The following is a 25,622-nucleotide window of genomic DNA, read 5'->3' on the forward strand; positions in this document are numbered from 1 at the left end:
GCCATTCATGTCAGTCGCTGCTTAGGCCAGCCGCCTTGCCAGTCGGCTGGCGGTGAGTGCCTCGCCTGGCGGCCAGTCATCGGCCACTTGGCCGTGTTGGGCCACCGCCGCGCAGGCTGCATCGAATGAACTCAATTCTTGCGCCATGCGAGCGCCCACCAGTCCCGCCAGCACATCGCCTGTGCCGCCGATGGCCAGTCGGCCATTGCCCGTGATGTTGATGCGCGGCGTTTGTCCAGGCGCGGCGATCACGGTGCCCGAACCTTTCAGGACCACGCTGCATTGGAAGCGTTCGGCCAGTTGTTGCGCCGCTTTGATTCGGTCGTTTTGCACCTGGGCCGTATTGCAACCCAGCAGTCTGGCCGCTTCCAGCGGGTGGGGCGTGATGACGGTGGCTTGTGTTCCCGAGTGCGCAGCCCGCTGGCGCAGCGCGTCTTGCAGTGCGCTGTTTTGCGCCACGGCATTGAGGCCATCGGCGTCCAGCACCAGGCAGCTACTGCGCTGCAGCACCTCGGGCAAAAGTGCTTGCACAGCGGTGCCGCCACCGCAGCCGCACACCACATGGAGTTTTTCAAGCTCCAGCATCTTGAATTCGCGTTGCATCACATCCGGCGGCACGTTGTCACCGGCTTGGCCGGGCAGCAGGCTCAAAATGACACGCCCCGCACCCGCGTGCAAGGCGGCTGTGGCCGCCAAAATGGCCGCGCCAGTCATGCCCATGCCGTGAGTGGCCATGCCTTCGCCACCGATCACCGCCACATCACCATGGCTGCCTTTGTGGCTGGCGTGGGGTTTGATGGGTGCCATGTAACCCAGGTTGAGCCAGGCCAGTGGTGGGACGCTGTGCTGGCTGGGGCGAAAGCCCAGGTCCTCGAGCCAAATTTGACCGGTGGCGTCGCGCCCATGCCCCATGAGCAGACCGGCTTGTATCGCGATGAGGCACAGGGTGTGATCGGCATGCACGGCCATGGCGGCTGCGCTGTCGCCGCCCAGCCACTGGCCCGATTGCGGGTTCAGCCCGGTGGGCACGTCGATGGCCAGCACGGGCGCTTGGCCGTTTTGCATGGCCTGCACGCAGGCCCGCAAACCGGAGCTCAAGGGGCACTTTGCACCGATGCCCAGCAACGCGTCAATGCACAGGTCCTGCGCGTCCAGCTCCGCAAGCCACTCTTTAGGCATGTCCGGCTGGATGCGCACGCCCGCCTGCTGCGCCCGTTGCAAGGCCGCTTGGGCATCTGCCGGGGTGGGTCCGCTTGAGGCCACGAGGCTGACCACCACCTCTTTGCCCCATTGGTGCAGGTGAAAAGCGGCCTCCAGACCGTCGCCGCCGTTGTTGCCTGGGCCTGCCGCGACCCAGATGCGCCGGGCATGCGGCGCCACAGCCAGGGCCAGTCGGGCGCAAGCCATCCCCGCGCTTTGCATCAAAGGCGTGGGGCTGAGGGCCTGCAGCGCAGGTTCAAGCTGCCGCACTTGCGCTGCACCGAGGATAGGCCAGGCGATTGAGCGGCTCAGGATGTGCATGGTGTCAGTGCTGTTGCAGCAAGGGTTCGAGCAGCAAGGCCAGCTGCAAAATGGTGTCGTCGTGCATGGCTGCGTGCCATGCCATCAAGCCCACCGGAAGCTCGCTCGGCGCATGGCAGGGCAAGGAGATGCCGCAGCCGTCGAGTGTGTTCACGGCGCTGGTGTTGCGCAGCAGCAGGCCGTTGACCCGGAAAAACTCTGCATCGCGCTCGGCCCCCGGCGCCACATCGCTGATTTGGGGGGCGCTGATGGGGGTGGTGGGGGAGAGCACGGCGTCGTAACCGACCAATGCGGCTTCCACGCGGCGAATCCAGTCCCTTCGCGCTTGCACCAAATCCATGTATTCGTGGGCTTTCATGCCCGAGCCGCGCATCAAGCGCTGCAGCACGCGGGGGTCATAACGGGCGCTGTCCCGCTCCAGCCATTCGCGGTGCCAGGTAAAACCCTCGGCTGGGCTGAAGCCACCGGTGCTCATCATCGGGGCCAGTTCGTTCAACTCGCTCAGGTTGATCTCGTCGATGCGCGCCCCGGCAGCGCGCAGCGTGTTCAGGCTGCGCTCAAAAGCCCGTGACACGCGTGTGTCCATGCCGTCCTGCATCAAGCTCTTGACCACCGCCAGGCGGTAGCCGGACAACGGCCGCTGCCCTAGGGGAACTGGTCTGGCCGACAGCACCTCGTGCGTCAAAATCGCGTCACGCACGCTGCGCGTCATGGCGCAGACGGTGTCGAGCGTGGTGGACAGGGGCAGTGCACCTTGTGTGGGCACCAGGCGGGCGGTGTTTTTGAAGCCCACGATGCCGTTCAGCGCCGCGGGCACCCGGATGGAGCCGCCCGTGTCCGAGCCCAGGCCGATAAAAGCGGCGCCCGTGGCCACTGACACGGCCGCGCCCGAACTGGAGCCGCCGGGTACATGGGGCTGTCCTGGGTTGCCAACGGCATGGTCGTAAAGCCCGTCCCAGGCGGCAGGTGTGCCGTGGTGGGGGTTGGTGCCTACGCCAGAAAAGGCAAATTCGACCATGTTGGTGCGCCCAATCAGGCCTGCGCCTGCTGTCCGCAATCGCGCAACAGCCAGACAGTCCGCTGTGGCTGGGGGCTGGTCTTTCAAGACGACCGAGCCGGCCTGGGTGATCTGCCCTTGAACGTCAAACAAGTCTTTGACAGATACCGCAAGGCCCGCAAGCAGGCTTTGGGCCGCGTGGGGCTGACTGGCTGCGCGCCGCAGTGCCTCGGGTGTGAGTTGCATGAAGGCATGCTTGCAGTTCGTACTTTGCGCCACAGCCAAACAAGCTTCAGCAGCGGCTTGGGGCGTTGTAGACCCAGCCCGGATGGCTTGCCGGGTGGCGATCAGGTCAGTTTTCATGGAGAAGGGCACTTTCGGGTGGGTCAGGATGCTATAATCCTAAGGCTTTGCAGAGCGCGGGTGCTGTTTTTTGAGTGTCATGTTCAACATCACGCCAAACAGTTCTCAACCTCAGCGAAGTTCATCCGCGAATCCGTCCCGTCAAGGTGTTGCGCACAGTTTCTTCTAGGCTGTTCGCGATCGGTGGACAGGATTTTAGACCCAACCTTTGGAGTATTTTTATGTCCGTTACCATGCGCGAAATGCTGGAAGCCGGTGTCCACTTTGGTCACCAAACCCGCTTCTGGAACCCCAAGATGGCCCCGTTCATCTTCGGCCACCGCAACAAAATCCACATCATCAACCTGGAAAAATCGCTGCCGATGTTCCAGGATGCGATCAAGTTCGCCAAGCAGTTGTCTGCCAACCGCGGCACCATCTTGATGGTCGGCACCAAACGCCAAGCCCGTGAGCTGGTGGCTGCCGAAGCCCAGCGCGCTGGTGTTCCTTTCGTCGACCAGCGCTGGTTGGGCGGCATGCTGACCAACTTCAAGACCGTCAAGACCTCGATCAAGCGTCTGAAGGACATGAAAGCTCAGCAAGAAGTCGGCCTCGACAGCCTGAGCAAAAAAGAACAGTTGATGTTCAAGCGCGAGATGGAAAAGCTCGAGAAAGACATCGGCGGTATCCAGGACATGGCCGCATTGCCAGATGCGATTTTTGTGATCGACGTGGGTTACCACAAGATTGCGATCTCGGAAGCCAAGAAACTGGGCATCCCATTGATTGGTGTGGTGGACTCCAACCACTCGCCCGAAGGCATCGACTACATCATCCCCGGCAACGACGACTCGGCCAAGGCCGTGGCTTTGTACGCCCGTGGCATCGCTGATGCGATCATCGAAGGCCGTGCCAATGCGGTCAACGACGTGGTCAAGGCCGTGACCGAAGGCGCCGACGAATTCGTCGAAGAAGCCAACGCTTCTGCCTGAGTTCCCAACACTCGATGAAAGGGGCTTTGTGGCCCCTTTTTTTTAATCTGACTTTTAGACTGAATACGGAGAAATCAAATGGCTGCAATTACCGCAAGCATGGTCGCTGAACTGCGCGCAAAAACCGACGCCCCCATGATGGAGTGCAAAAAAGCCCTGACCGAAGCCGAAGGCGATATGGCAAAAGCTGAAGAGCTGCTGCGCGTCAAGCTGGGCACCAAAGCTGGCAAAGCCGCTTCACGCGTGACCGCCGAAGGCGTGGTGACCAGCTTCGTGAACGGCACGACAGGCGCCATGATCGAAGTGAACTGCGAAACCGACTTCGTGACCAAGAACGACAGCTTCCTGGCTTTGGCCAACGCCGCTGCCAAGTTGGTGGCTGAGCACAACCCTGCCGACATCGCCGCTTTGGGCGAGTTGCCTTACAGCCAAGACGGCTTCGGCCCCACCCTGGAAGAAGTGCGCAAGGGCCTGATCGGCAAGATCGGCGAGAACATGAGCTTCCGCCGCTTCAAGCGCGCTGCTGGCGCAGCCAAGATTGCCAACTACTTGCACGGCACCCGCATCGGTGTGTTGGTCGAGTACGAAGGTGACGAAACTGCTGCCAAAGACGTCGCCATGCACGTGGCTGCCATGAAGCCTGTGTCTTTGACCAGCGCCGAAGTGCCTGCTGAGTTGATCGAAAAGGAGCGCTCGGTTGCTGCGGCCAAGGCTGCTGAGTCCGGCAAGCCTGCTGACATCGCCACCAAAATGGTCGAGGGTTCGGTGCAGAAGTACCTTAAAGAAGTGTCATTGTTCAACCAATCCTTCGTCAAGAACGACAAGCAGACCGTCGAGCAGATGCTCAAGGCCGCTGGCACCACCGTGAGCGCATTCACTTTGTACGTGGTCGGCGAAGGCATTGAGAAGAAGGTCGACGACTTCGCTGCCGAAGTGGCCGCCCAAGTGGCTGCTGCCCAAAACGCAGCCTGAGTTCACGCCCCTGCTGATTTGCCAACCCATTGTCCACATTGAACCCCAAGGAGCCCCTCATGTCTTCAGCCAAGCCAGCCTTTAAGCGCATTTTGCTCAAGCTGTCCGGCGAGGCTTTGATGGGCGACGATGCCTTTGGCATCAACCGCGCCACCATCGTGCGCATGGCCGAAGAGATCGCTGAGATCAATCGTCTGGGCGTGCAGGTGGCGGTGGTCATTGGTGGCGGCAACATCTTCCGCGGTGTGGCCGGAGGGGCTGTGGGCATGGACCGTGCCACAGCCGATTACATGGGCATGCTGGCCACGGTGATGAACTCCTTGGCTTTGGCCGACGCTTTGGACAAGGCGGGCCTGACGGCGCGTGTCATGTCGGCCATCGGTATCGACCAAGTGGTGGAGCCTTATGTGCGTCCCAAGGCCTTGCAGTACCTCGAAGAGGGCAAGGTCGTGGTGTTCGCGGCGGGCACAGGCAATCCATTTTTCACGACCGACACGGCCGCTGCTTTGCGCGGTGCCGAGATCGGTGCCGAGATGGTGCTCAAGGCCACCAAGGTCGATGGTGTCTACACCGCCGATCCGAAAAAAGACCCCTTGGCCACGCGTTACAGTGAAATCAGCTTCGACGAGGCCATTTCGCGCAATTTGGGCATCATGGATGCCACGGCTTTTGCCTTGTGCCGCGACCAGAAACTACCCATCAAGGTGTTTTCGATCATCAAGAACGGCGCTTTGAAGCGCGTGGTGCTGGGTGAGGACGAAGGCACCTTGGTTTATGCTTGAGCCCGTTCTGACGAGGAGAACCCCATGACCATTGCAGACATCAAGAAAACAACCGAAACCAAAATGGAGCAATCCATTGCGGCTTTCAAAAACAACCTGACCAAGATTCGCACCGGGCGTGCCAATCCGGCCTTGCTCGACACCATCCATGTCGATTACTACGGCTCCATGGTGCCTTTGTCTCAAGTGGCCAACGTGTCTTTGATGGACTCGCGCACCATCAGCGTGCAGCCCTGGGAAAAAGGCATGGGTGCCAAGATTGAAAAAGCCATCCGCGAAAGCGAATTGGGTCTGAACCCTGCTTCCATGGGTGATTTGATCCGTGTGCCTATGCCTCCCATGAGCGAAGAGCGCCGCAAGGAAATGACCAAGCTGGCCCGCACCGAAGGCGAAAACGGCAAGATCGCCATTCGCAATTTGCGCCGTGATGCCAACGAATCGGTGAAGAAACTGGTCAAGGACAAGGAAGCGTCTGAGGACGATCAAAAGCGTGCCGAGGCCGATGTCCAGAAACTGACCGACAAACGCATGACCGAGATTGATCAGTTGGTGGCTGCCAAAGAACAAGAGATCATGGCGGTTTGAGTTTGAATGGGGCGCCGTGGCTCATCACGGCCTGACGGGCCGCCCAATTGGCGGCCCTTTTACTTGGCGGCCTTTTTTTGGAGAAACCGTGCTCAAACAACGCGTCATCACCGCTCTGGTCCTGCTGGCTTTGCTGTTGCCCGCTTTGTTTGCGGTCCATCCCTGGCCCTTCATGGTGCTGACCTTGGTCATGATCACTGCGGGTGCTTGGGAGTGGGGGCGGCTCAACGGTGTTGGACGGGTTCAAGCATGGATGGGGGCGTTGGGGTGTCTCGTCGCTTGTGCCCTGTCCATTTTGTCGGGTTGGCTGCAATCGACCCCGCCCCAGTTGTGGTTGATGGCCGGGGCCATTTGGGTCCTGTTGGGTGCTTGGATGATCCAGCGCGGTGTGTCCGCTTGGGCGCTTTGGCCGCGTCTTGTGCGGTGGTATGCGGGCTTGTTTTTGCTGGCCCTGGCTTGGCTGGCTTTGGTACAAGCCCACCAAAGAGGCGTTAACTTTCTTCTGTCTGTACTGGTTCTGGTTTGGGCGGCCGATGTGTTTGCCTATTTCTTTGGCCGAGCCTTAGGTGGCCGGTTCTTTTCCTTCAAATTGGCCCCAGCCATCAGTCCGGGCAAGAGTTGGGAAGGCGTCTTCGGCGGCATGTTGGGGGTCTTCTTGGTGTCTTGGGCTTGGACAGTCTTTGACCGATCACTCAATCCGATCACACCCAGTTTTTACACCCTTGTGTGGGCACGAGGCGCAGGGTTAGCCGTTCCGGCATTGATGTTCATGTCGGCCATGAGTGTGGTGGGCGATTTGGTGGAGTCTTTGGTCAAACGGAGCGCGGGCCTGAAAGACAGCTCGGGCCTATTGCCTGGCCACGGCGGCGTGCTCGACCGCGTGGACGCCTTGCTGCCGACTTTGCCCTTGGCCATGATGCTCGTGGCCTGGATTTGATGTGGAGACCTCTGGCATGAACAAACAACAGTGCATCACGATTTTGGGCTCTACCGGCTCCATTGGCACCAGCACACTTGATGTGCTCAGTCGCCATCCTGCGCAATACCGCATCCATGCCCTGACGGCCTCCAGCCAGGTGGACCTGATGTTGGCCCAGTGTGCCCGTTTCAAACCCGAAGTGGCCGTGATGGTGCAGGAGTCGGCTGGCCGGCAATTGGCCGATAGGGTGAAGGCGGAAGGTCTGCCCGTTCAGGTGCGCTGGGGTGCTGCGGCCTTGGACGAGGTGGCCTCGGCCCCGCAGGTGGATGCCGTCATGGCAGCTATCGTGGGTGCGGCCGGTTTGTCACCCTGCATCGCGGCTGCGCGTGCGGGCAAGCGCTTGATGCTGGCCAACAAAGAGGCCCTGGTGGTGGGCGGCGACGTTTTCTTGCGGGCCGTGCGCGAGGGTGGGGCGCTGCTGCTGCCCATCGACAGTGAGCATTCGGCGATTTTTCAGTCCTTGCCCGAGGACGCATCGAGCTGGCAACGGCGCGTTCAAAAGATCATCTTGACAGCCTCTGGCGGCCCGTTTCGCACACGTGACCCACGCACATTGCGGGATGTGACGCCCGAGCAGGCCTGTGCACACCCCAACTGGGTCATGGGCCGCAAAATTTCGGTGGACTCGGCCACCATGATGAACAAGGCTTTGGAGGTGATTGAGGCGCGTTACTTGTTTGGCCTCTCGCCCGATCAGTTGGAGGTGGTCATTCACCCGCAAAGCGTTATCCATTCCATGGTGCAGTACCGCGACCATTCGGTGGTGGCGCAGTTGGGCACGCCTGACATGCGTGTGCCCATCGCCTATGGTCTGAGCTGGCCTGAGCGCATCGAATCGGGCGCGGCAGCGCTGGACTTTCACGCCCTGGCCGCCATGACTTTCGAGGCCATGGATGAGCCCGAGCATGTGCTGCGTTTTCCTGGCTTGCGTCTGGCTTGGGAAACTTTGCGCGGTGCGCCAGGCAGCTGCGCCATATTGAATGCGGCCAACGAAGTGGCCGTAGAGGCTTTTTTGAACAAACGCATCCGATTTGACCAGATCCATGAACTCAACCGTGCCACCCTGGACAGCTTGCAGTGCACCCCGCCCGAGTGTCTGGACGACCTGCTGGCCCTCGATGCGCGCAGTCGCCAAGAGGCCGAGCGCAACCTGACTCGTTTGGCATGAAAATTCCACCGCGGCCATTCTTGTTAGGGTGGCCGCTGCTTGGTCCTGATGTATTATGTTTTGCTTGATTTGACTTGCCCCGTGAGTGTGGTCAAAACTTCGAAGACTGCCGGGCATCCGGCTTTGCCGGTCCCTGTCAGTTTGCAGATGTCCGGTTTTAAAAGCCTTCTTTTCGTTTCTGAAATGGCTTTGATTTTTCAACGATTGCACCATGAATCTCTTTGATGTCCGCGCCCAAATCCTGCCATCTGCCTTGAAGGCTTTGGCTTGCGCCATGCTCAGCTTGCCTGCTTGGGCGGTTGATCCTTTCACAGTGCGAGACATTCGTGTTGAGGGTTTGCAGCGTATTGAACCTGGCACTGTGTTCGCATCTTTGTCTTTGCGTGTGGGTGATCAGTACACGGATGACAAGGGCGCTGCCATTATTCGTTCCTTATTTGCCCTGGGGTTGTTCAAGGATGTGCGCCTAGAAACCCAAGGCGATGTCTTGGTGGTGGTGGTGCAAGAGCGCCCCTCGGTGGCCTCGGTTGAGTTCATTGGCCTGAAGGAATTTGACAAGGATGTTTTGACCAAGGCCTTGAAAGATGTGGGACTGTCCGAAGGGCGGCCCTTTGACAAGGCTTTGGCAGATAAGGCCGAGCAAGAACTCAAGCGTCAGTACATCAGCCGCAGTCTTTATGGCGCGGAGGTGGTGTCCACCGCCACGCCCATCGATCGCAACCGTGTGAATTTGACATTCACCATCACCGAGGGCGGTCCAGCCAAAATCGCTCAGATCGACATTGTGGGGAACAAGGCTTTCAGCGACGACACTTTGCGTGATCAATTCAATCTGGATACAGGCGGTTGGATGAGTTGGTACACCAAGTCCGACCGTTATTCCCGAACCAAGTTGAATGCCGATCTGGAAGCGCTGCGCTCCTTTTATCTGGCGCGTGGATTCTTGGAATTCCGGATCGATTCCACGCAGGTGGCCATGTCACCGAACAAGCAGGACATGTCCATCACCATCAACGTCACTGAAGGTGAACGTTTTGTGATCTCTGGCGTCAAGCTGGAGGGCAATTACTTGGACCGTGATGACGAGTTCAAGGCACTGGTCAAGATCGCTGTGGGCAAGCCCTACAGCGCTGAGACGGTGGCCGAAACCACCAAGGCTTTCACCGATTACTTTGGCAAATTTGGTTTTGCTTTTGCCCGCGTGGAGGCCAAGCCCGAAATCGACAGGCGCAACAACTTGGTTCAGTTCGTACTTCAAGCGCAGCCTTCTCGCCGTGCTTATGTGCGCCGCATTCAGGTGGCGGGCAATGACCGTACCCGAGATGAAGTCATTCGCCGAGAATTCCGCCAACTGGAGGCGGCCTGGTATGACGGTGACAAAATACGTTTGTCACGCGATCGGGTTGACCGCCTGGGTTATTTCACCCAAGTGAATGTTGAAACACTGGAGGTGCCCGGTGCACCCGACCAGGTGGATTTGTTGTTCACGGTGGCCGAAAAGCCAACCGGAAGTATTTCTTTGGGCGCGGGTTTTTCTTCTGCCGAAAAAGTGGCTTTGAGCTTCGGCATTCGCCAAGAAAACGCTTTTGGTTCGGGCCATTATTTGGCTGTAGAGGTCAACACCAGCAAGTTCAACCGCAATCTGGTGCTGAGTACCACCGATCCGTACTTCACGAAAAATGGCGTTTCCCGGACCCTGGATGTATTTCATCGGACCACTCGTCCTTATTTGGGTGATTTAGATGCCTACAGCCTAATCAATTCGGGCGCGGGTTTGCGCTTTGGTGTTCCCGTGACGGAAACAGACACAGTTTTCATGGGCATCAATGTTGAGCAAACCGAAATCAGTGAGGGCACGGGTTTACCTAACGAGTACCGTGATTACGCCAATGAGTTCGGGAGGACTAGCTCAGCTTTGCCTTTGACCTTGGGTTGGGCCCGCGACGGGCGTGACAGCGCCCTCGTGCCCACCCGGGGAAGTTTGCAACGATTTAACGCTGATGTGAGCCTGGCTGGCGATGTGCGCTACGCGCGCGCCAGTTACCAATTTCAGCAGTACTACCCGCTGAGTAAAAAATACACGTTGGCTTTTAATACCGACCTGGGTTGGGGCCAAGGTTTGAAGGGTCAACCTTATCCTTTGTTTAAGAACTTTTTTGTGGGTGGTTTGGGCAGTGTCCGTGGTTTCGAGCAGTCAACTTTGGGGCCACCCCCCAGTGAGTTAAACCCTACGCCTATTTACCTTGGGGGCCCCAAAAAACTGGTCTTTAATTCTGAGTTGATCATGCCATTTCCCGGTGCTGGCAATGACAGGACCCTCAGGTTATTCGGCTTCACCGATATTGGCCGTGCTTTTGGAGAGGATGAAAATGTCTCAGTGGATGATTTACGCGCTTCTGCAGGCATCGGTTTGAGCTGGATTTCACCCATGGGGCCTTTGCGTTTTTCCTATGCCGTGCCGATACGTAAGCAGACAGAAGATAAAATCCAGCGACTTCAATTCCAAATCGGATCCTCTTTCTAATGAACACGCTTCGTCAAAAAATCTCCATGGCCGTTCTGGCTGCTGCGGCCTGTGTGACTGGTTTAGCCCATGCCCAGGATTTCAAAATGGGTTTCGTCAACACAGAGCGTATCTTCCGCGAGGCGGCGATCGCCAAGCAAGCGCAGGTCAAATTGGAGCAAGAGTTCTCGCGCAGGGAAAAAGAGTTGGTGGAAACCGGCAACAACCTCAAGCAAGCCTCAGAAAAGTTCGAGCGCGAAGCCCCCACATTGGCCGAGTCACAGCGCACTGCTCGCCAAAAGCAGCTGATCGATCAAGATCGCGAATTCCAACGCAAGCGCCGCGAGTTCCAAGAAGACCTCAATGCCCGCAAAAATGAAGAGCAGCAAACTGTGGTTGAGCGTGCCAACCGTGCGGTCAAGCAAGTGGCTGAATCTGAAAAATACGACGTGATTTTCCAGGAAGCGGTTTACATCAATCCCAAGCACGACATCACAGAAAAGGTCATCAAGGCGCTCAATGCCTCGACGGCCAAATAATTCCGTCTGATGTGACGGGTCTTTATCCAGTGTCTTTGACGCTTGCCACACTCGTTGATCGGCTCGGCGGTCTTTTATGCGGTGACCCCGCTTGGGTGATAGCCGGTTTGGCCCCATTGCAATCTGCACGGTCCGATCAGATCAGTTTTCTAAGCCACCCCAAATACCAAAACCAACTCGCGGCGAGTCAGGCCGGTTGTGTGATCGTGGCGCCCGCTTTTGAAGCGCTGGCCAGTCAGGGGCGCTCCGTCATCGTGACCGACGACCCGTACTTGTATTTTGCGCGGCTGACCCGATTGTGGAAGCAGACGCAACAAACCTCTCACGGCCCTCGCATCCACCCCACCGCGGTCATTGACCCGGATGCTTGGGTGGCCGAAGACGCGGTGATAGGTCCTTTGTGCGTGATCGAGCGTGGTGCCCGGGTCGGCGCTGGCTCGGTGCTCAAGTCACGTGTGACCTTGTCTGAGGGATGCTCGGTCGGGGCGCGTTGCATCCTGCATTCGGGGGTCGTGGTGGGTGCTGACGGCTTTGGTTTTGCTCCTCACCAAGGCCAATGGGAAAAAATCGAACAACTGGGCGCAGTGCGCATCGGTGACGATGTGGAAATTGGGGCCAACACCTGCATCGACCGCGGCGCGCTCGAAGACACCGTCATCGACAACGGCGTCAAGCTCGACAATCTGATCCAGATTGGCCACAACGTGCACATTGGTGCACACACGGCCATGGCCGGCTGTGTGGGTGTGGCCGGCAGTGCGCGCATTGGCGCCCACTGCACCGTGGGGGGGGGAGCGGTGGTGCTGGGTCATTTGACGCTGGCAGACCATGTGCACATTTCGGCAGCCTCTGTGGTGACCCGGTCCATTTTGCAGCCAGGGCAATACACCGGCATGTTCCCGTTGGACAGCAATGCCAACTGGGAAAAAAACGCCGCCAGCCTCAAACAACTTTCCCGCTTGCGTGAACGCATCAAGGCGCTGGAGAGCGAGATTCAAAAGAAATAGGAAACAAGACCATGATGGACATCCACAAAATTCTCAAACAGTTGCCCCACCGGTACCCCATCTTGCTGGTGGACCGTGTGCTTGAAATCGAAAAAGGCGTACGCATCAAGGCGTTGAAAAACGTGTCCATCAATGAGCCGCACTTTCAGGGGCACTTTCCGCACCGCCCGGTCATGCCAGGGGTGCTGATGCTCGAAGCTCTGGCCCAGGCGGCGGCTTTGCTGACTTTTGACACCTTGGGTGAGACCCCTGATGACCAGACCGTCTATTACTTTGCGGGCATCGACGGTGCTCGCTTCAAGCGGCCGGTGGAGCCTGGCGATCAGCTGATTCTGGAGGTGGAGCTCGACCGCATGAAGGCCGGTATCTTCAAGTTCAAGGCCCGGGCCAAGGTGTGTGATGAGATCGCCGCTGAGGCCGAGTTGATGTGCACCATGCGGAAAATCCCACAGGCTTGAGCAGCATGAGCCAAATCCATCCTACGGCCATCATCAGCCCAGGGGCTGAGCTTGACACGTCGGTGAGCGTGGGGCCTTACACCGTGATCGGACCGCATGTGCGCATCGGTGCCGGAACCACCGTGGCCAGCCACTGCGTGATCGAGGGCCACACCACGATTGGTCGCGACAATCGGATTTTCCAATTCAGCTCCTTGGGTGCAGTGCCCCAGGACAAGAAGTACAACAACGAGCCTTGTGAGTTGGTGATCGGGGATCGCAACACGATCCGTGAGTTTTGTACCTTCAACATCGGCTCGCCTGGTGACCGGGCCGTGACTTCTGTGGGCCACGACAACTGGATCATGGCCTATGTGCATTTGGCGCACGACTGCCAAGTGGGCAACCACACGATTTTCGCCAACAACACACAACTCGCAGGCCATGTGGTGGTCGACGATTGGGTGATCCTGGGTGGCTTCACTGTGGTGCATCAGTTTTGTCGCATTGGGGCGCACAGTTTCACGGCCATGAACTCGTTGCTGTTTGCCGATCTGCCGCCTTTTGTGATGGCACAAGGCCAGCCTGCACAAGCGCGTTCGATGAACTTTGAAGGCTTGCGCCGTCGTGGTTTTTCGGCCGAACGCATCAGCGCCGTCAAGGCCATGCACAAATCGCTTTACCGTGATGGCTTGTCGCTCAGCGATGCCATGGTCCGCATTGCTGCTTTGGCCGTCGATAAGCCCGAGGTCCAGCCCGATGTGGACATGATGCTGAGCTTTTTGCAGGCCGCCTCACCTCAGCGCGGGATCGTGCGTTGACACAGCCTGCAGATTCGCCGCTGTCCGAAGCCCCTGCGGGGGCTTTGTCCTTTGCCATGGTGGCCGGAGAGGCTTCGGGTGATCTGCTGGCGAGTTTGTTGATTCAGGGTTTGCGCGAGCGATGGCCTCAAGCGCAAGGCAATGGTATTGGCGGGCCTCGCATGGCCGCCTTGGGTTTTGATGCGTGGTGGTCGCACGAGCGGCTGGCGGTTCGGGGTTATGTGGAGGTGCTGCGTCACTACCGGGGCATTGTCGCGATCCGTGCCCAATTACAGCAACGGTTGCTGGCCACCCCACCCGACGTGTTCATTGGCGTCGATGCGCCCGACTTCAACCTGGCCTTGGAGGCGCAGCTCAAATCGGCGGGTATTCCAACGGTGCACTTCGTATGCCCTTCGGTATGGGCCTGGCGTCCTGAGCGCATAGAGAAAATTCGCCGCAGTGTCGATCACATGCTGTGCATCTTTCCATTTGAGCCCCAGTTGCTGGCGAGCGCGGGCATCGAGGCGACTTACGTGGGCCACCCCATTGCATCGACCATCGCCATGCAGCCCGATCGCCATGCGGCCAGAGCGCAGCTGGGCTTGGATCAAGAGCGGCCCGTGGTGGCCTTGTTGCCTGGCAGCCGACGCTCGGAAATCGAGCACATGACACCGCGTTTTATACGTGCGGCGCAGCTCATGCAGCAGCGCCAGCCGCACCTTCAATTTGTCTTGCCAGCTGTGCCTAGCTTGTTAAGTGCCATTGAGGCGCAGGTTCAGTCCCAAGGTGGGCTTGCAGGCTTGCAGATCGTGGTGGGTCAATCGCATGCGGTGTTGGCCGCCTGCGATGTGACCTTGATCGCCAGTGGCACGGCCACTTTGGAGGCGGCTTTGTTCAAGCGCCCCATGGTCATTGCTTACCACATGAATTGGATCAGTTGGCAGATCATGAAACGCCAGAAACTGCAGCCCTGGGTGGGATTGCCCAACATCTTGTGCCAGGACTTTGTTGTGCCCGAATTTTTGCAGGACGATTGCACCCCTGAGGCACTGGCCCAAGCCACATTGGATTGGTTGAAACGTCCCGACCGTGTGGACGATTTGCAAGACCGTTTTGAGCAGTTGCACCTGAGCTTGCAGCGCGACACCGCACAATTGAGCACCCATGCCCTCGAAAAAGTCCTTGCTGCTTGAGCAAAAAACCTTGAATTGGTCCACCGAAGGCCTGACCGCCGGCGTGGACGAAGCTGGGCGCGGGCCGCTGGCGGGCCCCGTGGTGGCCGCTGCCGTGATCTTGGACGATCTGAACCCTATTCGCGGTCTGAATGACTCCAAAAAACTCACGGCCAAGCGGCGTGAGGCGCTTTTTGATGAAATTCGGGCCCGGGCCCTGTGTTTCGCGATTGCCGAGGCATCGGTGCAAGAAATCGATCAGCTCAACATTTTGCAAGCCACCTTGCTGGCCATGAGGCGAGCCGTGGAGGCTTTGCGTTTGCCGCCCAAATTGGTGCTGGTCGATGGCAACCGATTGCCCACTTTGTCCATTCGTGCCGAAGCCATTGTCAAAGGGGATGCCCTGGTGCCCGCGATCTCGGCCGCTTCCATTTTGGCCAAAGTGCACCGCGACCGGCTGTGCGAAGCGATGCACCAACAGCACCCCTCGTATGGTTTTGATCAGCACAAGGGCTATGGCACGGCGCAGCATTTGGCCGCATTGCAAGCCCATGGTCCGACGGATTGTCACCGCATGACATTTGCCCCAGTGGCCAGGAGTGTGCGATGAAATTGATCAGCTCGCGGGACAACCCGCAACTCAAAGCTTGGCGGCGTTTGGCCCAGGACAGCACGGCCTACCGCAAGGCGGGGCAGTTTTGGCTGGAAGGCGATCACCTGTGCCGCGCCGCCTTGCAACGCGGTGTGCGTCCGCTGCAGTTGGTCTTGACCGAGTCATTTCAAGCAGAGCAGGGTGACGAATGGCTGGGCTTGACCGATCAGGTGTTTGTGGTGCCCGATGCCTTCTTTGCCAGTCTGAGTGGCCTGGAGTCACCGGCTCGCATGGGCTTTGTGGTGGCTTGGCAGGCGGCCCACGATGTGCAACCAGACGCGGCCACCGTCGTGCTGGACCGTTTACAGGATGCGGGCAATGTCGGGGCTATTTTGCGTTGTGCCTCGGCCTTTGGATACCGTCAGGTGCTGGCCATCAAGGGCACGGCGGCCTTGTGGTCACCCAAGGTGCTGCGTGCGGGCATGGGGGCGCATTTTGGCCTTCAATTGGTCGAGGCGGTCAGCGAGGCCGATGTGGCGGCTTTGCAGGTCCCCTTGCTCACCACCAGCTCTCACGAGGGACCGTTTTTGCACGCCTTGCTGCAAGTGGGTGATTTGCCCCAAAAGTGTGCGTGGGTCTTCGGGCACGAAGGGCAGGGCGTCAGCACCAGCCTGATGGCCATGGCACGTCACCAGGTGCGTATCGCCCAGCCAGGCGGGGAAGAGTCGCTCAATGTGGCCACGGCAGCGGCCATTTGCCTTCACGCCAGCGCCACTGCAAGCCCCTGAGCCATTTCGTCCCAGATGTAGGACAAGTCTGCGTGATTTGTCAGGGTTTACTAGCAGCCCTCAGCTATAATGAGAGGCTTTCCCGCATCAACCTGTACGCCACAGTCCATCACAGGCCCAATCCTCGAACAAGCAGCCAAAAAGAGATCAATCTCTGGTGAGTGCTGAGGCGTACCCGAACTATTCCGGAGAACCCAGTGCTTTTGTCTCTTCAGGGAACCTTCCCGCCCGCCATCTTGGCGCTCGCAGACGGCACGGTCTTTATCGGCAACTCGATCGGAGCCACCGGCTCCACAGTCGGCGAAGTGGTGTTCAACACCTCGCTCACCGGCTATCAGGAAATCCTCACCGACCCCAGCTATTGCCAGCAGATCGTCACCCTGACGTACCCGCACATCGGCAATTACGGCGTCAACGTGGAAGACATCGAAGCCGACCAAGTCCATGCCGCTGGCTTGATCATCAAAGACTTGCCTTTGATCGCGAGCAACTTCCGCTCCAGTCAAACCTTGTCTGCCTACCTTGTCGATGCTGGCACGGTCGCCATTGCCAACATCGATACCCGCCAGTTGACCCGAATTTTGCGCACCAAGGGTGCCCAAAACGGCTCGATCGTGGGCTTGGCCAAAGGCCAGGAAGTTACTCAAGCCATCATCGACCAAGCTGTGGCCGCTGCCAAAGGCGCGCCCAACATGGCTGGCCTCGATCTGGCGCAAAAAGTCACCGTACCCCATTCTTACGAGTGGACTCAAACCGAGTGGACTTTGGGCGAAGGTTACGGCAACTTGACCGCTCCCAAGTTTCATGTGGTCGCGTACGACTTCGGCGTCAAGAAAAACATTTTGCGCATGTTGGCCGAGCGCGGTTGCAAAGTCACCGTGGTGCCCGCCAAGACCCCTGCTGCAGAGGTGCTCAAGCACAAGCCCGACGGCATCTTCTTGTCCAATGGCCCTGGCGACCCACAGCCTTGCGACTACGCGATTGCTGCTGCTGCTGAGCTGATCGAAACCGGCATCCCCACTTTCGGCATTTGCTTGGGTCACCAGATCATGGCTTTGGCCAGCGGCGCGAAAACTTTCAAGATGAAGTTTGGCCACCATGGCGCCAACCATCCTGTGAAAGACCTCGACTCAGGTCGTGTCTCCATCACCAGCCAAAACCACGGTTTTGCAGTGGATGAAAAGTCCTTGCCCGCCAACTTGCGTGCCACGCACGTGTCTTTGTTTGACGGCACCTTGCAGGGCTTGGCCCGCACCGACAAGCCCGCTTTCTGCTTCCAGGGTCACCCCGAAGCATCGCCCGGCCCTCACGACATTGCTTACCTCTTTGACCGCTTCATCAACTTGATGGAGGCTCCATAACATGCCAAAGCGCACCGACCTTAAAAGCATCCTCATCATTGGCGCGGGCCCGATCATCATTGGTCAAGCCTGTGAGTTCGACTACTCTGGCGTGCAGGCTTGCAAAGCCCTGCGTGAAGAGGGCTACAAAGTCATCCTGATCAACAGCAACCCTGCCACGATCATGACCGACCCGGCCACGGCCGACGTGACCTACATCGAGCCCATCACTTGGCAGACGGTTGAGAAGATCATCGCCAAAGAGCGGCCTGACGCCATCTTGCCCACCATGGGCGGCCAAACTGCGCTCAACTGCGCTTTGGACCTTTGGCACCACGGCGTGCTCGAAAAATACAAAGTCGAGCTGATTGGCGCGACACCCGAGGCCATCGACAAAGCCGAAGACCGCCTGAAGTTCAAGGACGCCATGACCAAGATCGGTCTGGGTTCGGCCCGCTCCGGCATCGCCCACAGCATGGAAGAAGCGTGGGATGTGCAAAAGACCTTGGGTTTCCCGACCGTCATTCGCCCCAGCTTCACGCTGGGCGGCACGGGCGGTGGCATTGCCTACAACACCGAAGAATTCGAAGTGATTTGCAAGCGCGGTTTGGAGGCTTCGCCCACCACCGAGTTGCTGATCGAAGAATCTCTGCTCGGCTGGAAAGAGTACGAGATGGAAGTGGTGCGCGATAAGGCGGACAACTGCATCATCGTGTGCTCGATCGAAAACTTGGACCCCATGGGCGTGCACACTGGCGACTCGATCACCGTGGCTCCAGCCCAGACGCTGACCGACAAGGAATACCAAATTTTGCGCAACGCCTCCTTGGCTGTTTTGCGTGAGATCGGTGTGGACACGGGCGGCTCGAACGTGCAGTTCTCGATCAACCCCAAAGATGGCCGCATGGTCGTGATCGAGATGAACCCCCGCGTGTCGCGGTCCTCCGCCTTGGCCTCAAAAGCCACGGGTTTCCCGATCGCCAAAGTGGCGGCCAAACTGGCTGTGGGTTACACGCTTGACGAGCTGCGCAACGACATCACAGGCGGTGCCACACCAGCGTCGTTCGAACCATCGATTGACTACGTGGTGACCAAGATCCCACGTTTTGCTTTTGAGAAATTCCCTACCGCCGACAGCCGCTTGACCACCCAGATGAAATCGGTGGGCGAAGTCATGGCCATGGGCCGCACATTCCAAGAGTCCTTCCAGAAAGCCCTGCGCGGTCTGGAAGTGGGCGTGGATGGCATGAACGAAAAAACCCAGGACCGCGAAGTGCTCGAGAAGGAGCTGGGCGAGCCCGGCCCCGAGCGCATCTGGTACGTGGGCGATGCGTTTGCCATGGGTCTGAGCGTGGACGAGGTGTTTGGCTTGACCAAAATCGATCCTTGGTTCTTGGTGCAGATCGAAGAAATCGTCAAGATTGAGCTGGAACTGGAAACCACCACGCTCGAAGCCATTTCGGCTGACGAATTGCGTGCGCTCAAGAAAAAGGGTTTCTCGGACCGCCGTTTGGCCAAGTTGCTCAAGACCACCGAGCATGTCGTGCGTGCCCGTCGCCATGAATTGAACATCCGCCCAGTTTACAAGCGCGTGGACACCTGCGCGGCAGAGTTCTCCACCGACACCGCCTACATGTACTCCTGCTACGAAGGCCATGGAGACGGCGAGTGCGAAGCTGAACCCACCACCAACAAGAAGATCATGGTGCTTGGCGGTGGTCCTAACCGCATTGGCCAGGGCATCGAGTTCGACTATTGCTGCGTGCACGCCGCGCTCGCCATGCGCGAAGACGGTTACGAAACTATCATGGTCAACTGCAACCCCGAGACCGTGTCGACCGATTACGACACCTCGGACCGCTTGTACTTCGAGCCCGTCACCTTGGAAGACGTGCTTGAAATCGTCGACAAAGAAAAGCCAACCGGCGTCATCGTGCAATACGGTGGCCAAACGCCTTTGAAGTTGGCGTTGGACTTGGAAGCGGCTGGCGTGCCCATCATCGGCACCACCCCCGACATGATCGACGCGGCCGAAGACCGCGAGCGCTTCCAGAAGTTGTTGCAAGACCTCGGTCTGCGTCAGCCCCCCAATGCCACGGCTCGTACAGAACCCGAAGCTTTGGAAAAAGCCGCTGCCTTGGGTTACCCCTTGGTGGTGCGCCCCAGCTACGTGCTGGGTGGCCGCGCCATGGAAATCGTGCACGAGCAGCGTGACCTCGAGCGCTACATGCGCGAAGCGGTCAAGGTGTCACACGACTCGCCCGTGTTGCTGGACCGCTTCCTGAACGACGCGATTGAGTGCGATGTGGACTGCTTGCGCGACCCTGAGGGCAAGACCTTCATCGGCGGCGTGATGGAGCACATCGAACAAGCGGGTGTGCACAGCGGTGATTCGGCTTGCTCCTTGCCACCCTACTCGCTGTCGTCTGCCACGGTGGACGAACTCAAGCGCCAATCGGCCGCGATGGCGGGCGCCCTGAACGTGGTGGGTTTGATGAACGTGCAGTTTGCGATTCAACACGTAGACGGCAAAGACGTGATCTACGTGCTGGAAGTCAACCCACGCGCTTCGCGCACGGTGCCTTATGTGTCCAAAGCCACAGGCATCCAGCTGGCCAAGGTGGCGGCGCGTTGCATGGCCGGTCAGACACTGGCATCACAAGGCATCACGAAAGAAGTCACGCCGCCTTATTTCAGCGTGAAAGAAGCCGTCTTCCCCTTCGTGAAGTTCCCTGGCGTGGACACCATCCTCGGCCCCGAGATGAAGTCCACGGGCGAAGTCATGGGCGTGGGTAAGACCTTTGGCGAAGCTTTTGTCAAGAGCCAAATGGGTGCAGGCACCAAGTTGCCACGCCCCACGAAAGCCGACGGCACGCCTTCGGGCAAGGTCTTCATCTCGGTGAAGAACAACGACAAGGCGCGTGCCATTGAGGTGGCTCGTCAGTTGGTGGCACAAGGTTTTGCGCTGGTCGCCACCAAAGGCACAGCCAACGCGATAGCCGACGCAGGCGTGGCCTGTGCCACAGTGAACAAAGTGACCGAAGGCCGCCCGCACATCGTGGACATGATCAAGAACAACGAAGTTGTGCTGGTCATCAACACGGTCGAAGAGCGTCGCAATGCGATCGCCGACTCGCGCCACATCCGCACCTCGGCTTTGCTCAATCGGGTCACCACCTTCACAACCATTGCGGGCGCGGAAGCGGCTGTTGAGGGCATGAAGTACATGGACCAGTTGGACGTGATTTCCATCCAGGAAATGCACGCGCAACTGGCCCCCTGATCCCAGGTCTGCAGTTCTGCATCCCTGACAGGGTGCAAGGCATAATGCTGTGAATGACCGCCGAGTTTCAAGACTCGGCGGTTTGCTTTTGGAGAACCGAACATGTCAACCATCCCGATCACCAAACGTGGTGCAGAAAAACTCAAGGACGAGTTGCATCGCCTTAAAACGGTGGACCGCCCCGGCGTGATCCAGGCCATTGCCGAAGCGCGCGCCCAGGGCGACTTGAGCGAGAACGCCGAATACGATGCAGCCAAAGACCGTCAGGGCTTCATTGAAGGCCGCATTCAGGAAATCGAAGGCAAGTTGTCCGCCGCGCAGATCATCGACCCAGCGTCGGTGGATGCGGGCGGGCGTGTGGTGTTTGGCACCACCGTCGAGCTCGAAGATGAGAGTTCAGGCGAAGCTGTGACGTATCAAATTGTGGGCGAGGATGAGGCCGACTTGAAACTCGGCTTGATCAACATCAGCAGCCCCATTGCGCGCGCCTTGATTGGCAAGGAAGAGGGCGATGTGGCCGAAGTGCAGGCGCCAGGCGGCGTGCGCCGTTACGAGATCGTGGGCGTGTCCTACGTTTGAGCCAAAACAAAGGCCGCTGTGTGGCGGCCTTGTTGGATGCAATTGGCCCGTTCCGGGCGGTTCGAAGATCAGTCGTGGCGTCCTTTTTTGACTGATTTTTGTTTGGGCTTGGCCCGCTTGATCTGGCCACCGGCTGCCAGGCGTTGGTTGCCCAGCACACGAACGGTTTTGACCTCGGGGCGTTGGCCGCCGCGTGAGCTGTATTTGAGGATCTTGAAGTCGCGAGGACCTGCTTTGCGATCATCGTCGACAGCCTTGAGCTTGTCTGGCTGTGGGCGCCACAGGATCAGAAGTTTGCCAATGTGCTGGATAGGCGCGGCGCTGAGTTGATCGGCCAGTTGCGCGAACATGGCTTCGCGTGCGGCACGGTCATCGCCCAGCACGCGGATCTTGATCAGGCCGTGGGCGTTCAGCGCCGCTTCTGTTTCTTTGATGACCGCAGGGGTCAAGCCATCGCCGCCGATCATGACGACCGGATCAAGGTGGTGGGCATCGGCGCGAAAAACTTTGCGCTCGGCAGGTGTGAGTTGTATTTGGGGCATCCCCGTATTATCCCCGCAAGGACGCAAAAGAATGAAAGTCAAAACCAAAAGTAAAAAGGTCAACAAAGCTTGGTTGAACGACCATGTCAATGACACCTACGTGAAACTGGCCCTGAAAGAGGGATACCGGGCGCGAGCGGCATACAAACTCAAGGAAATCGACGAGACCCTGGGCCTGATCCGTCCCGGCCATTTGGTGGTGGACCTGGGCTCTGCCCCTGGTGCCTGGAGTCAGTATTTGCGCCGCCGCTTGTCACCCGATGGTGCTGCCGTGGGGGAGCTCAACGGCACCATCATCGCTTTGGACATTTTGCCCATGGAGCCGGTGGAGGGGGTCCAGTTCATCAAAGGGGATTTTCGTGAAAACGAAGTCGCCGCCTTGCTGGAGGCGGCTTTGCAAGGGCGTCAGGCCGATGTGGTGGTGTCCGACATGGCCCCCAATTTGTCGGGCATCGAATCGTCAGATGCGGCGCGGGTCCAACATTTGATTGAGCTGGCCGTGGAATTTGCGCAACACCACATGAAGCCGCAGGGCGCCTTGGTCGTCAAGGTCTTTCACGGCAGCGGCTACAGCCAGATCGTCAAGATGTTCAAGGAGACCTTCAAGGTGGTCAAGCCGATCAAACCCAAATCATCTCGGGACAAGTCTTCAGAGACTTTTTTGGTTGGCATGGGCCTGATTCACGGGGTTTGAGGCCCTAATTCCGAGCTTTTAGAGGGCCAAAACCTCTCACTTGTGTCACCAAGGCTTCTGGCAGGCCTAGAATGGTGACAGTCATTTTTTTCGATTGGAGTCTCTCTTGAATAACCCCTGGTTTTCCAAAATTGCCGTTTGGATGGTGATTGCCATGGTGCTGTTCACCTTGTTCAAACAATTTGACAACCGTGGTGTCGCTGGCGCGAATGCCATTGGTTACTCTGATTTTTTGGAAGAGGTGCGCAGCAACCGGATCAAGAGCGCCACGATTTCCGAGAGCCCTGGTGGCACTGAGATTCTGGCTGTCACGGTCGATGACCGCCGTATCAAGACCACCGCCACCTACCTCGACCGCGGTTTGGTGGGTGATTTGATCAGCAGCGGCATCAAGTTCGATGTCAAGCCCCGCGAGGAGGGCTCTTTGCTGATGACCTTGCTGGTCAGCTGGGGGCCTATGCTTTTGCTGATTGGTGTGTGGGTCTACTTCATGCGCCAAATGCAAGGTGGTGGCAAAGGCGGTGCTTTCAGCTTTGGAAAGTCCAAGGCGCGCATGATGGACGAAAACAACAACAACACCACATTTGCGGATGTGGCCGGTTGTGATGAAGCCAAAGAAGAAGTCAAAGAGGTGGTCGACTTCCTCAAGGATCCTCAGCGATTTCAGAAACTGGGTGGTCGTATTCCGCGTGGCTTGTTGTTGGTGGGGCCTCCTGGAACCGGTAAGACATTACTGGCCAAAAGCATTGCTGGCGAAGCCAAAGTGCCGTTCTTCAGCATTTCTGGTTCTGATTTTGTCGAAATGTTTGTGGGCGTGGGTGCTTCCCGTGTTCGCGACATGTTTGAAAACGCCAAAAAGAACGCGCCTTGCATCATTTTCATTGATGAAATCGACGCGGTTGGTCGTCAACGTGGTGCAGGCCTGGGTGGCGGCAACGACGAGCGTGAGCAAACCCTCAACCAGATGCTGGTCGAGATGGATGGCTTTGAGACCAATTTGGGGGTGATCGTCGTGGCGGCCACCAACCGTCCGGACATTCTGGACGCCGCTTTGTTGCGTCCCGGCCGTTTTGACCGTCAGGTTTACGTGACCTTGCCCGACATCCGCGGCCGTGAGCAAATCCTGAACGTGCACATGCGCAAAGTACCAATCGGCCAGGATGTCAACGCTGCAGTGATTGCCCGTGGCACACCCGGCATGAGCGGTGCTGACTTGGCCAACCTGTGCAACGAAGCGGCCTTGATGGCAGCGCGTCGCAATGCCCGTGTGGTCGAGATGGCCGACTTTGAAAAAGCCAAGGACAAAATCCTGATGGGCCCTGAGCGCAAGAGCATGGTCATGCCAGAGGAAGAGCGCCGCAACACGGCCTACCACGAAGCAGGTCACGCCCTCATCGGTAATTTGTTGCCCAAGTGCGATCCGGTGCACAAGGTCACCATCATTCCCCGTGGCCGAGCCTTGGGTGTGACCATGAGCTTGCCCGAGAAGGACCGCTACAGCTACGACAAGGAGTTCATGCTCAACCAAATCAGCATGCTGTTTGGTGGACGCATTGCTGAAGAGGTCTTCATGAATCAGATGACCACCGGTGCCAGCAACGACTTCGAACGCGCCACCTCGATTGCCCGTGACATGGTCATGCGTTACGGCATGACCGATGCCCTGGGCCCGATGGTGTATGCCGAAAACGAAGGCGAAGTGTTCTTGGGTCGTTCGGTGACCAAAACCACCAACATGAGCGAGTCCACCATGCAAAAGGTGGATGTGGAGGTGCGCCGCATCATCGACGAGCAGTACAGCTTGGCGCGTCGTTTGATTGAGGAACACAGCGCTCAAATGCACGGCATGGCCAAGGCTTTGCTCGAATGGGAAACCATCGACAAAGACCAGATTGCCGACATCATGGCGGGCCGTGATCCCTTGCCGCCCAAGGACTTCACGCCTCGCACGCCCCCCTCTGGCGGTAACAGCGGCGGCGGCTCTCCAGTCGTTCAGCCTGAGCCCGCCACCACGGCGGCCTGATCGGGCTTAGACTTGCCATTGAAATAACGGGGCCTAAGGGCCCCGTTTTTAATGGTTTTTTCTTTTTTGTTTTGATTGAAGGTCGATTGCTGCATGCTTTGGCAAACCACACGTTTTCAGTTGGACCTTTCGCGCCCTTGGGTCATGGGCATCGTGAACCTGACCCCAGACTCTTTCTCGGATGGTGGTCAGCACGCACTGGGCTCGCAGGCCTTGCGGCATGCCGAGCAGCTCTTGCGCGAGGGGGCGGGCATTCTGGATGTGGGGGCGGAGTCCACCCGGCCCGGTGCCCAAGTGGTGCCGATGGACGAGGAGTTGGCACGGTTGATGCCTTTTTTGCGCGAAGCCGTTCACTGGCAGGTGCCGATCTCTGTGGACACCTACAAACCCGAGGTGATGCAGGCGGTTCTGGATTTGGGCGTGGACATCGTCAACGATATTTGGGCTTTGCGGCAGCCCGGTGCCGAGCGTGTGGTGGCGGCCCATCCCTCTTGTGGGGTGTGTTTGATGCACATGCATCGCGACCCTCAGACCATGCAACTGCAGCCCATGAGTGGTGATGTGGTCAGCGCTGTTCAACAGTTTTTGCAAGCACGCCTACAAAGCTTGCTAGCGCAAGGTGTTGATGCGGCCCGATTGGTGCTCGATCCGGGCATTGGCTTTGGCAAAACCGTGGATCAGAACTTTGAATTGCTGGCCCATCAATCGGACTTGTTGGCGCTGGATCGTCCTTTGATGGCTGCTTGGTCCCGCAAATCGTCCTTGGGGGCGGTGTTGGCACAAGATGGGCTGATGCCCCCGCCATCGCAGCGTCTGTCGGCCAGTGTGGCGGCGGCTTTGATGGCGGTCGAGCGGGGGGCGCGCTTGGTGCGTGTGCACGATGTCAAGCCCACGGTGGATGCCCTTCGAGTCTGGCAGGCCCTGCAGACAGCGGCTGTCCACAACTGAGCGCCAACACACGCGCCTGTCAGGAGTGGATAGG

Annotated in this window: 23 protein-coding genes; 20 read left to right on the forward strand and 3 right to left on the reverse strand. The window is 58.5% G+C overall.

Translation table 11 applies throughout. The features are described from left to right. Nucleotides 1-21: 21 nt before the first annotated feature. Together B9Z50_RS06240 and B9Z50_RS06245 are read right to left on the reverse strand one after the other, a co-directional pair. Nucleotides 22-1,521, reverse strand: a complete 1,500-nt coding sequence (locus tag B9Z50_RS06240; RefSeq protein WP_108362813.1) for an NAD(P)H-hydrate dehydratase — start codon at nt 1,519-1,521, stop codon at nt 22-24. A 4-nt stretch (nt 1,522-1,525) separates the two neighbouring features. Continuing rightward, on the reverse strand, nt 1,526-2,881 hold the full coding sequence (locus tag B9Z50_RS06245) for an amidase (RefSeq protein ID WP_108362814.1): 1,356 nt from the start codon (nt 2,879-2,881) through the stop codon (nt 1,526-1,528). A 221-nt stretch (nt 2,882-3,102) separates the two neighbouring features. Between B9Z50_RS06245 and rpsB the strand changes: the two genes are divergently transcribed. The 17 genes from rpsB to greA all read left to right on the forward strand — a co-directional run bounded on the left by rpsB (nt 3,103) and on the right by greA (nt 21,381). Further along, nucleotides 3,103-3,852, forward strand: a complete 750-nt coding sequence (gene rpsB / locus B9Z50_RS06250) for a 30S ribosomal protein S2 (RefSeq protein ID WP_108362815.1) — start codon at nt 3,103-3,105, stop codon at nt 3,850-3,852. A 78-nt stretch (nt 3,853-3,930) separates the two neighbouring features. Continuing rightward, entirely contained in the window at nt 3,931-4,824 is an 894-nt protein-coding gene (gene tsf, locus B9Z50_RS06255) for a translation elongation factor Ts (protein WP_108362816.1), read from the forward strand. Between the two features lie 59 nt (nt 4,825-4,883). Then, nucleotides 4,884-5,606 carry a UMP kinase gene (gene pyrH / locus B9Z50_RS06260; protein WP_090139365.1) on the forward strand — a complete coding sequence of 241 codons (723 nt, stop codon included), beginning with the start codon at nt 4,884-4,886 and terminating at the stop codon, nt 5,604-5,606. 24 nt (nt 5,607-5,630) lie between these two features. Then, complete coding sequence (gene frr / locus B9Z50_RS06265) at nt 5,631-6,191, forward strand: ribosome recycling factor (protein ID WP_062405022.1); 561 nt, start codon at nt 5,631-5,633, stop codon at nt 6,189-6,191. 88 nt (nt 6,192-6,279) lie between these two features. Further along, nucleotides 6,280-7,128, forward strand: coding sequence for a phosphatidate cytidylyltransferase (locus tag B9Z50_RS06270; protein ID WP_108363619.1), 849 nt, complete (start codon nt 6,280-6,282; stop codon nt 7,126-7,128). Between the two features lie 16 nt (nt 7,129-7,144). Next, nucleotides 7,145-8,338: a 1-deoxy-D-xylulose-5-phosphate reductoisomerase gene (gene ispC, locus B9Z50_RS06275; RefSeq protein WP_108362817.1), complete on the forward strand. Its 1,194-nt coding sequence runs from the start codon at nt 7,145-7,147 to the stop codon at nt 8,336-8,338. 211 nt (nt 8,339-8,549) lie between these two features. Next, the gene (bamA, locus tag B9Z50_RS06280; protein ID WP_108362818.1) at nt 8,550-10,862 is read left to right on the forward strand and encodes an outer membrane protein assembly factor BamA; all 2,313 of its coding nucleotides are present in this window, start codon (nt 8,550-8,552) and stop codon (nt 10,860-10,862) included. A 26-nt stretch (nt 10,863-10,888) separates the two neighbouring features. Then, complete coding sequence (locus B9Z50_RS06285; RefSeq protein WP_370463068.1) at nt 10,889-11,380, forward strand: OmpH family outer membrane protein; 492 nt, start codon at nt 10,889-10,891, stop codon at nt 11,378-11,380. Nucleotides 11,381-11,409: 29 nt separating this feature from the next. After that, nucleotides 11,410-12,387 (forward strand): UDP-3-O-(3-hydroxymyristoyl)glucosamine N-acyltransferase, encoded by a 978-nt coding sequence (lpxD, locus tag B9Z50_RS06290; RefSeq protein WP_108362820.1) that lies wholly within the window; start codon nt 11,410-11,412, stop codon nt 12,385-12,387. Between the two features lie 11 nt (nt 12,388-12,398). Then, complete coding sequence (gene fabZ / locus B9Z50_RS06295; protein ID WP_108362821.1) at nt 12,399-12,845, forward strand: 3-hydroxyacyl-ACP dehydratase FabZ; 447 nt, start codon at nt 12,399-12,401, stop codon at nt 12,843-12,845. A 5-nt stretch (nt 12,846-12,850) separates the two neighbouring features. Next, nucleotides 12,851-13,645 (forward strand): acyl-ACP--UDP-N-acetylglucosamine O-acyltransferase, encoded by a 795-nt coding sequence (lpxA, locus tag B9Z50_RS06300; protein ID WP_108362822.1) that lies wholly within the window; start codon nt 12,851-12,853, stop codon nt 13,643-13,645. A 56-nt stretch (nt 13,646-13,701) separates the two neighbouring features. Further along, nucleotides 13,702-14,820: a lipid-A-disaccharide synthase gene (gene lpxB / locus B9Z50_RS06305; RefSeq protein ID WP_108363621.1), complete on the forward strand. Its 1,119-nt coding sequence runs from the start codon at nt 13,702-13,704 to the stop codon at nt 14,818-14,820. Beyond that, on the forward strand, nt 14,792-15,409 hold the full coding sequence (gene rnhB / locus B9Z50_RS06310; protein WP_108362823.1) for a ribonuclease HII: 618 nt from the start codon (nt 14,792-14,794) through the stop codon (nt 15,407-15,409). The genes lpxB and rnhB overlap by 29 nt, the downstream gene beginning before the upstream one ends. Next, complete coding sequence (locus tag B9Z50_RS06315; protein WP_108362824.1) at nt 15,406-16,179, forward strand: RNA methyltransferase; 774 nt, start codon at nt 15,406-15,408, stop codon at nt 16,177-16,179. Before rnhB ends, B9Z50_RS06315 begins: the two co-directional genes overlap by 4 nt. 197 nt (nt 16,180-16,376) lie before the next feature. Further along, nucleotides 16,377-17,540 carry a glutamine-hydrolyzing carbamoyl-phosphate synthase small subunit gene (gene carA, locus B9Z50_RS06320; RefSeq protein WP_199221680.1) on the forward strand — a complete coding sequence of 388 codons (1,164 nt, stop codon included), beginning with the start codon at nt 16,377-16,379 and terminating at the stop codon, nt 17,538-17,540. Between the two features lies 1 nt (nt 17,541). Continuing rightward, nucleotides 17,542-20,802: a carbamoyl-phosphate synthase large subunit gene (gene carB, locus B9Z50_RS06325; protein WP_108362826.1), complete on the forward strand. Its 3,261-nt coding sequence runs from the start codon at nt 17,542-17,544 to the stop codon at nt 20,800-20,802. A gap of 102 nt (nt 20,803-20,904) precedes the next feature. Next, on the forward strand, nt 20,905-21,381 hold the full coding sequence (gene greA, locus B9Z50_RS06330) for a transcription elongation factor GreA (RefSeq protein ID WP_053176598.1): 477 nt from the start codon (nt 20,905-20,907) through the stop codon (nt 21,379-21,381). Between the two features lie 68 nt (nt 21,382-21,449). On the opposite strand, the gene B9Z50_RS06335 is transcribed toward greA, so the two are convergent. Continuing rightward, nucleotides 21,450-21,923 (reverse strand): YhbY family RNA-binding protein, encoded by a 474-nt coding sequence (locus B9Z50_RS06335; RefSeq protein WP_108362827.1) that lies wholly within the window; start codon nt 21,921-21,923, stop codon nt 21,450-21,452. Between the two features lie 31 nt (nt 21,924-21,954). Between B9Z50_RS06335 and B9Z50_RS06340 the strand changes: the two genes are divergently transcribed. The 3 genes from B9Z50_RS06340 (at nt 21,955) to folP (ending at nt 25,588) form a co-directional block, all read left to right on the forward strand. Further along, nucleotides 21,955-22,617, forward strand: a complete 663-nt coding sequence (locus B9Z50_RS06340) for an RlmE family RNA methyltransferase (RefSeq protein WP_108362828.1) — start codon at nt 21,955-21,957, stop codon at nt 22,615-22,617. A gap of 106 nt (nt 22,618-22,723) precedes the next feature. After that, the gene (ftsH, locus tag B9Z50_RS06345) at nt 22,724-24,640 is read left to right on the forward strand and encodes an ATP-dependent zinc metalloprotease FtsH (protein WP_108362829.1); all 1,917 of its coding nucleotides are present in this window, start codon (nt 22,724-22,726) and stop codon (nt 24,638-24,640) included. 93 nt (nt 24,641-24,733) lie between these two features. Beyond that, complete coding sequence (gene folP, locus B9Z50_RS06350) at nt 24,734-25,588, forward strand: dihydropteroate synthase (RefSeq protein ID WP_108362830.1); 855 nt, start codon at nt 24,734-24,736, stop codon at nt 25,586-25,588. Nucleotides 25,589-25,622 lie beyond the last annotated feature (34 nt).

This window comes from Limnohabitans sp. Bal53 (assembly GCF_003063355.1).
In the GTDB taxonomy this organism is placed as follows: domain Bacteria; phylum Pseudomonadota; class Gammaproteobacteria; order Burkholderiales; family Burkholderiaceae_C; genus Limnohabitans_A.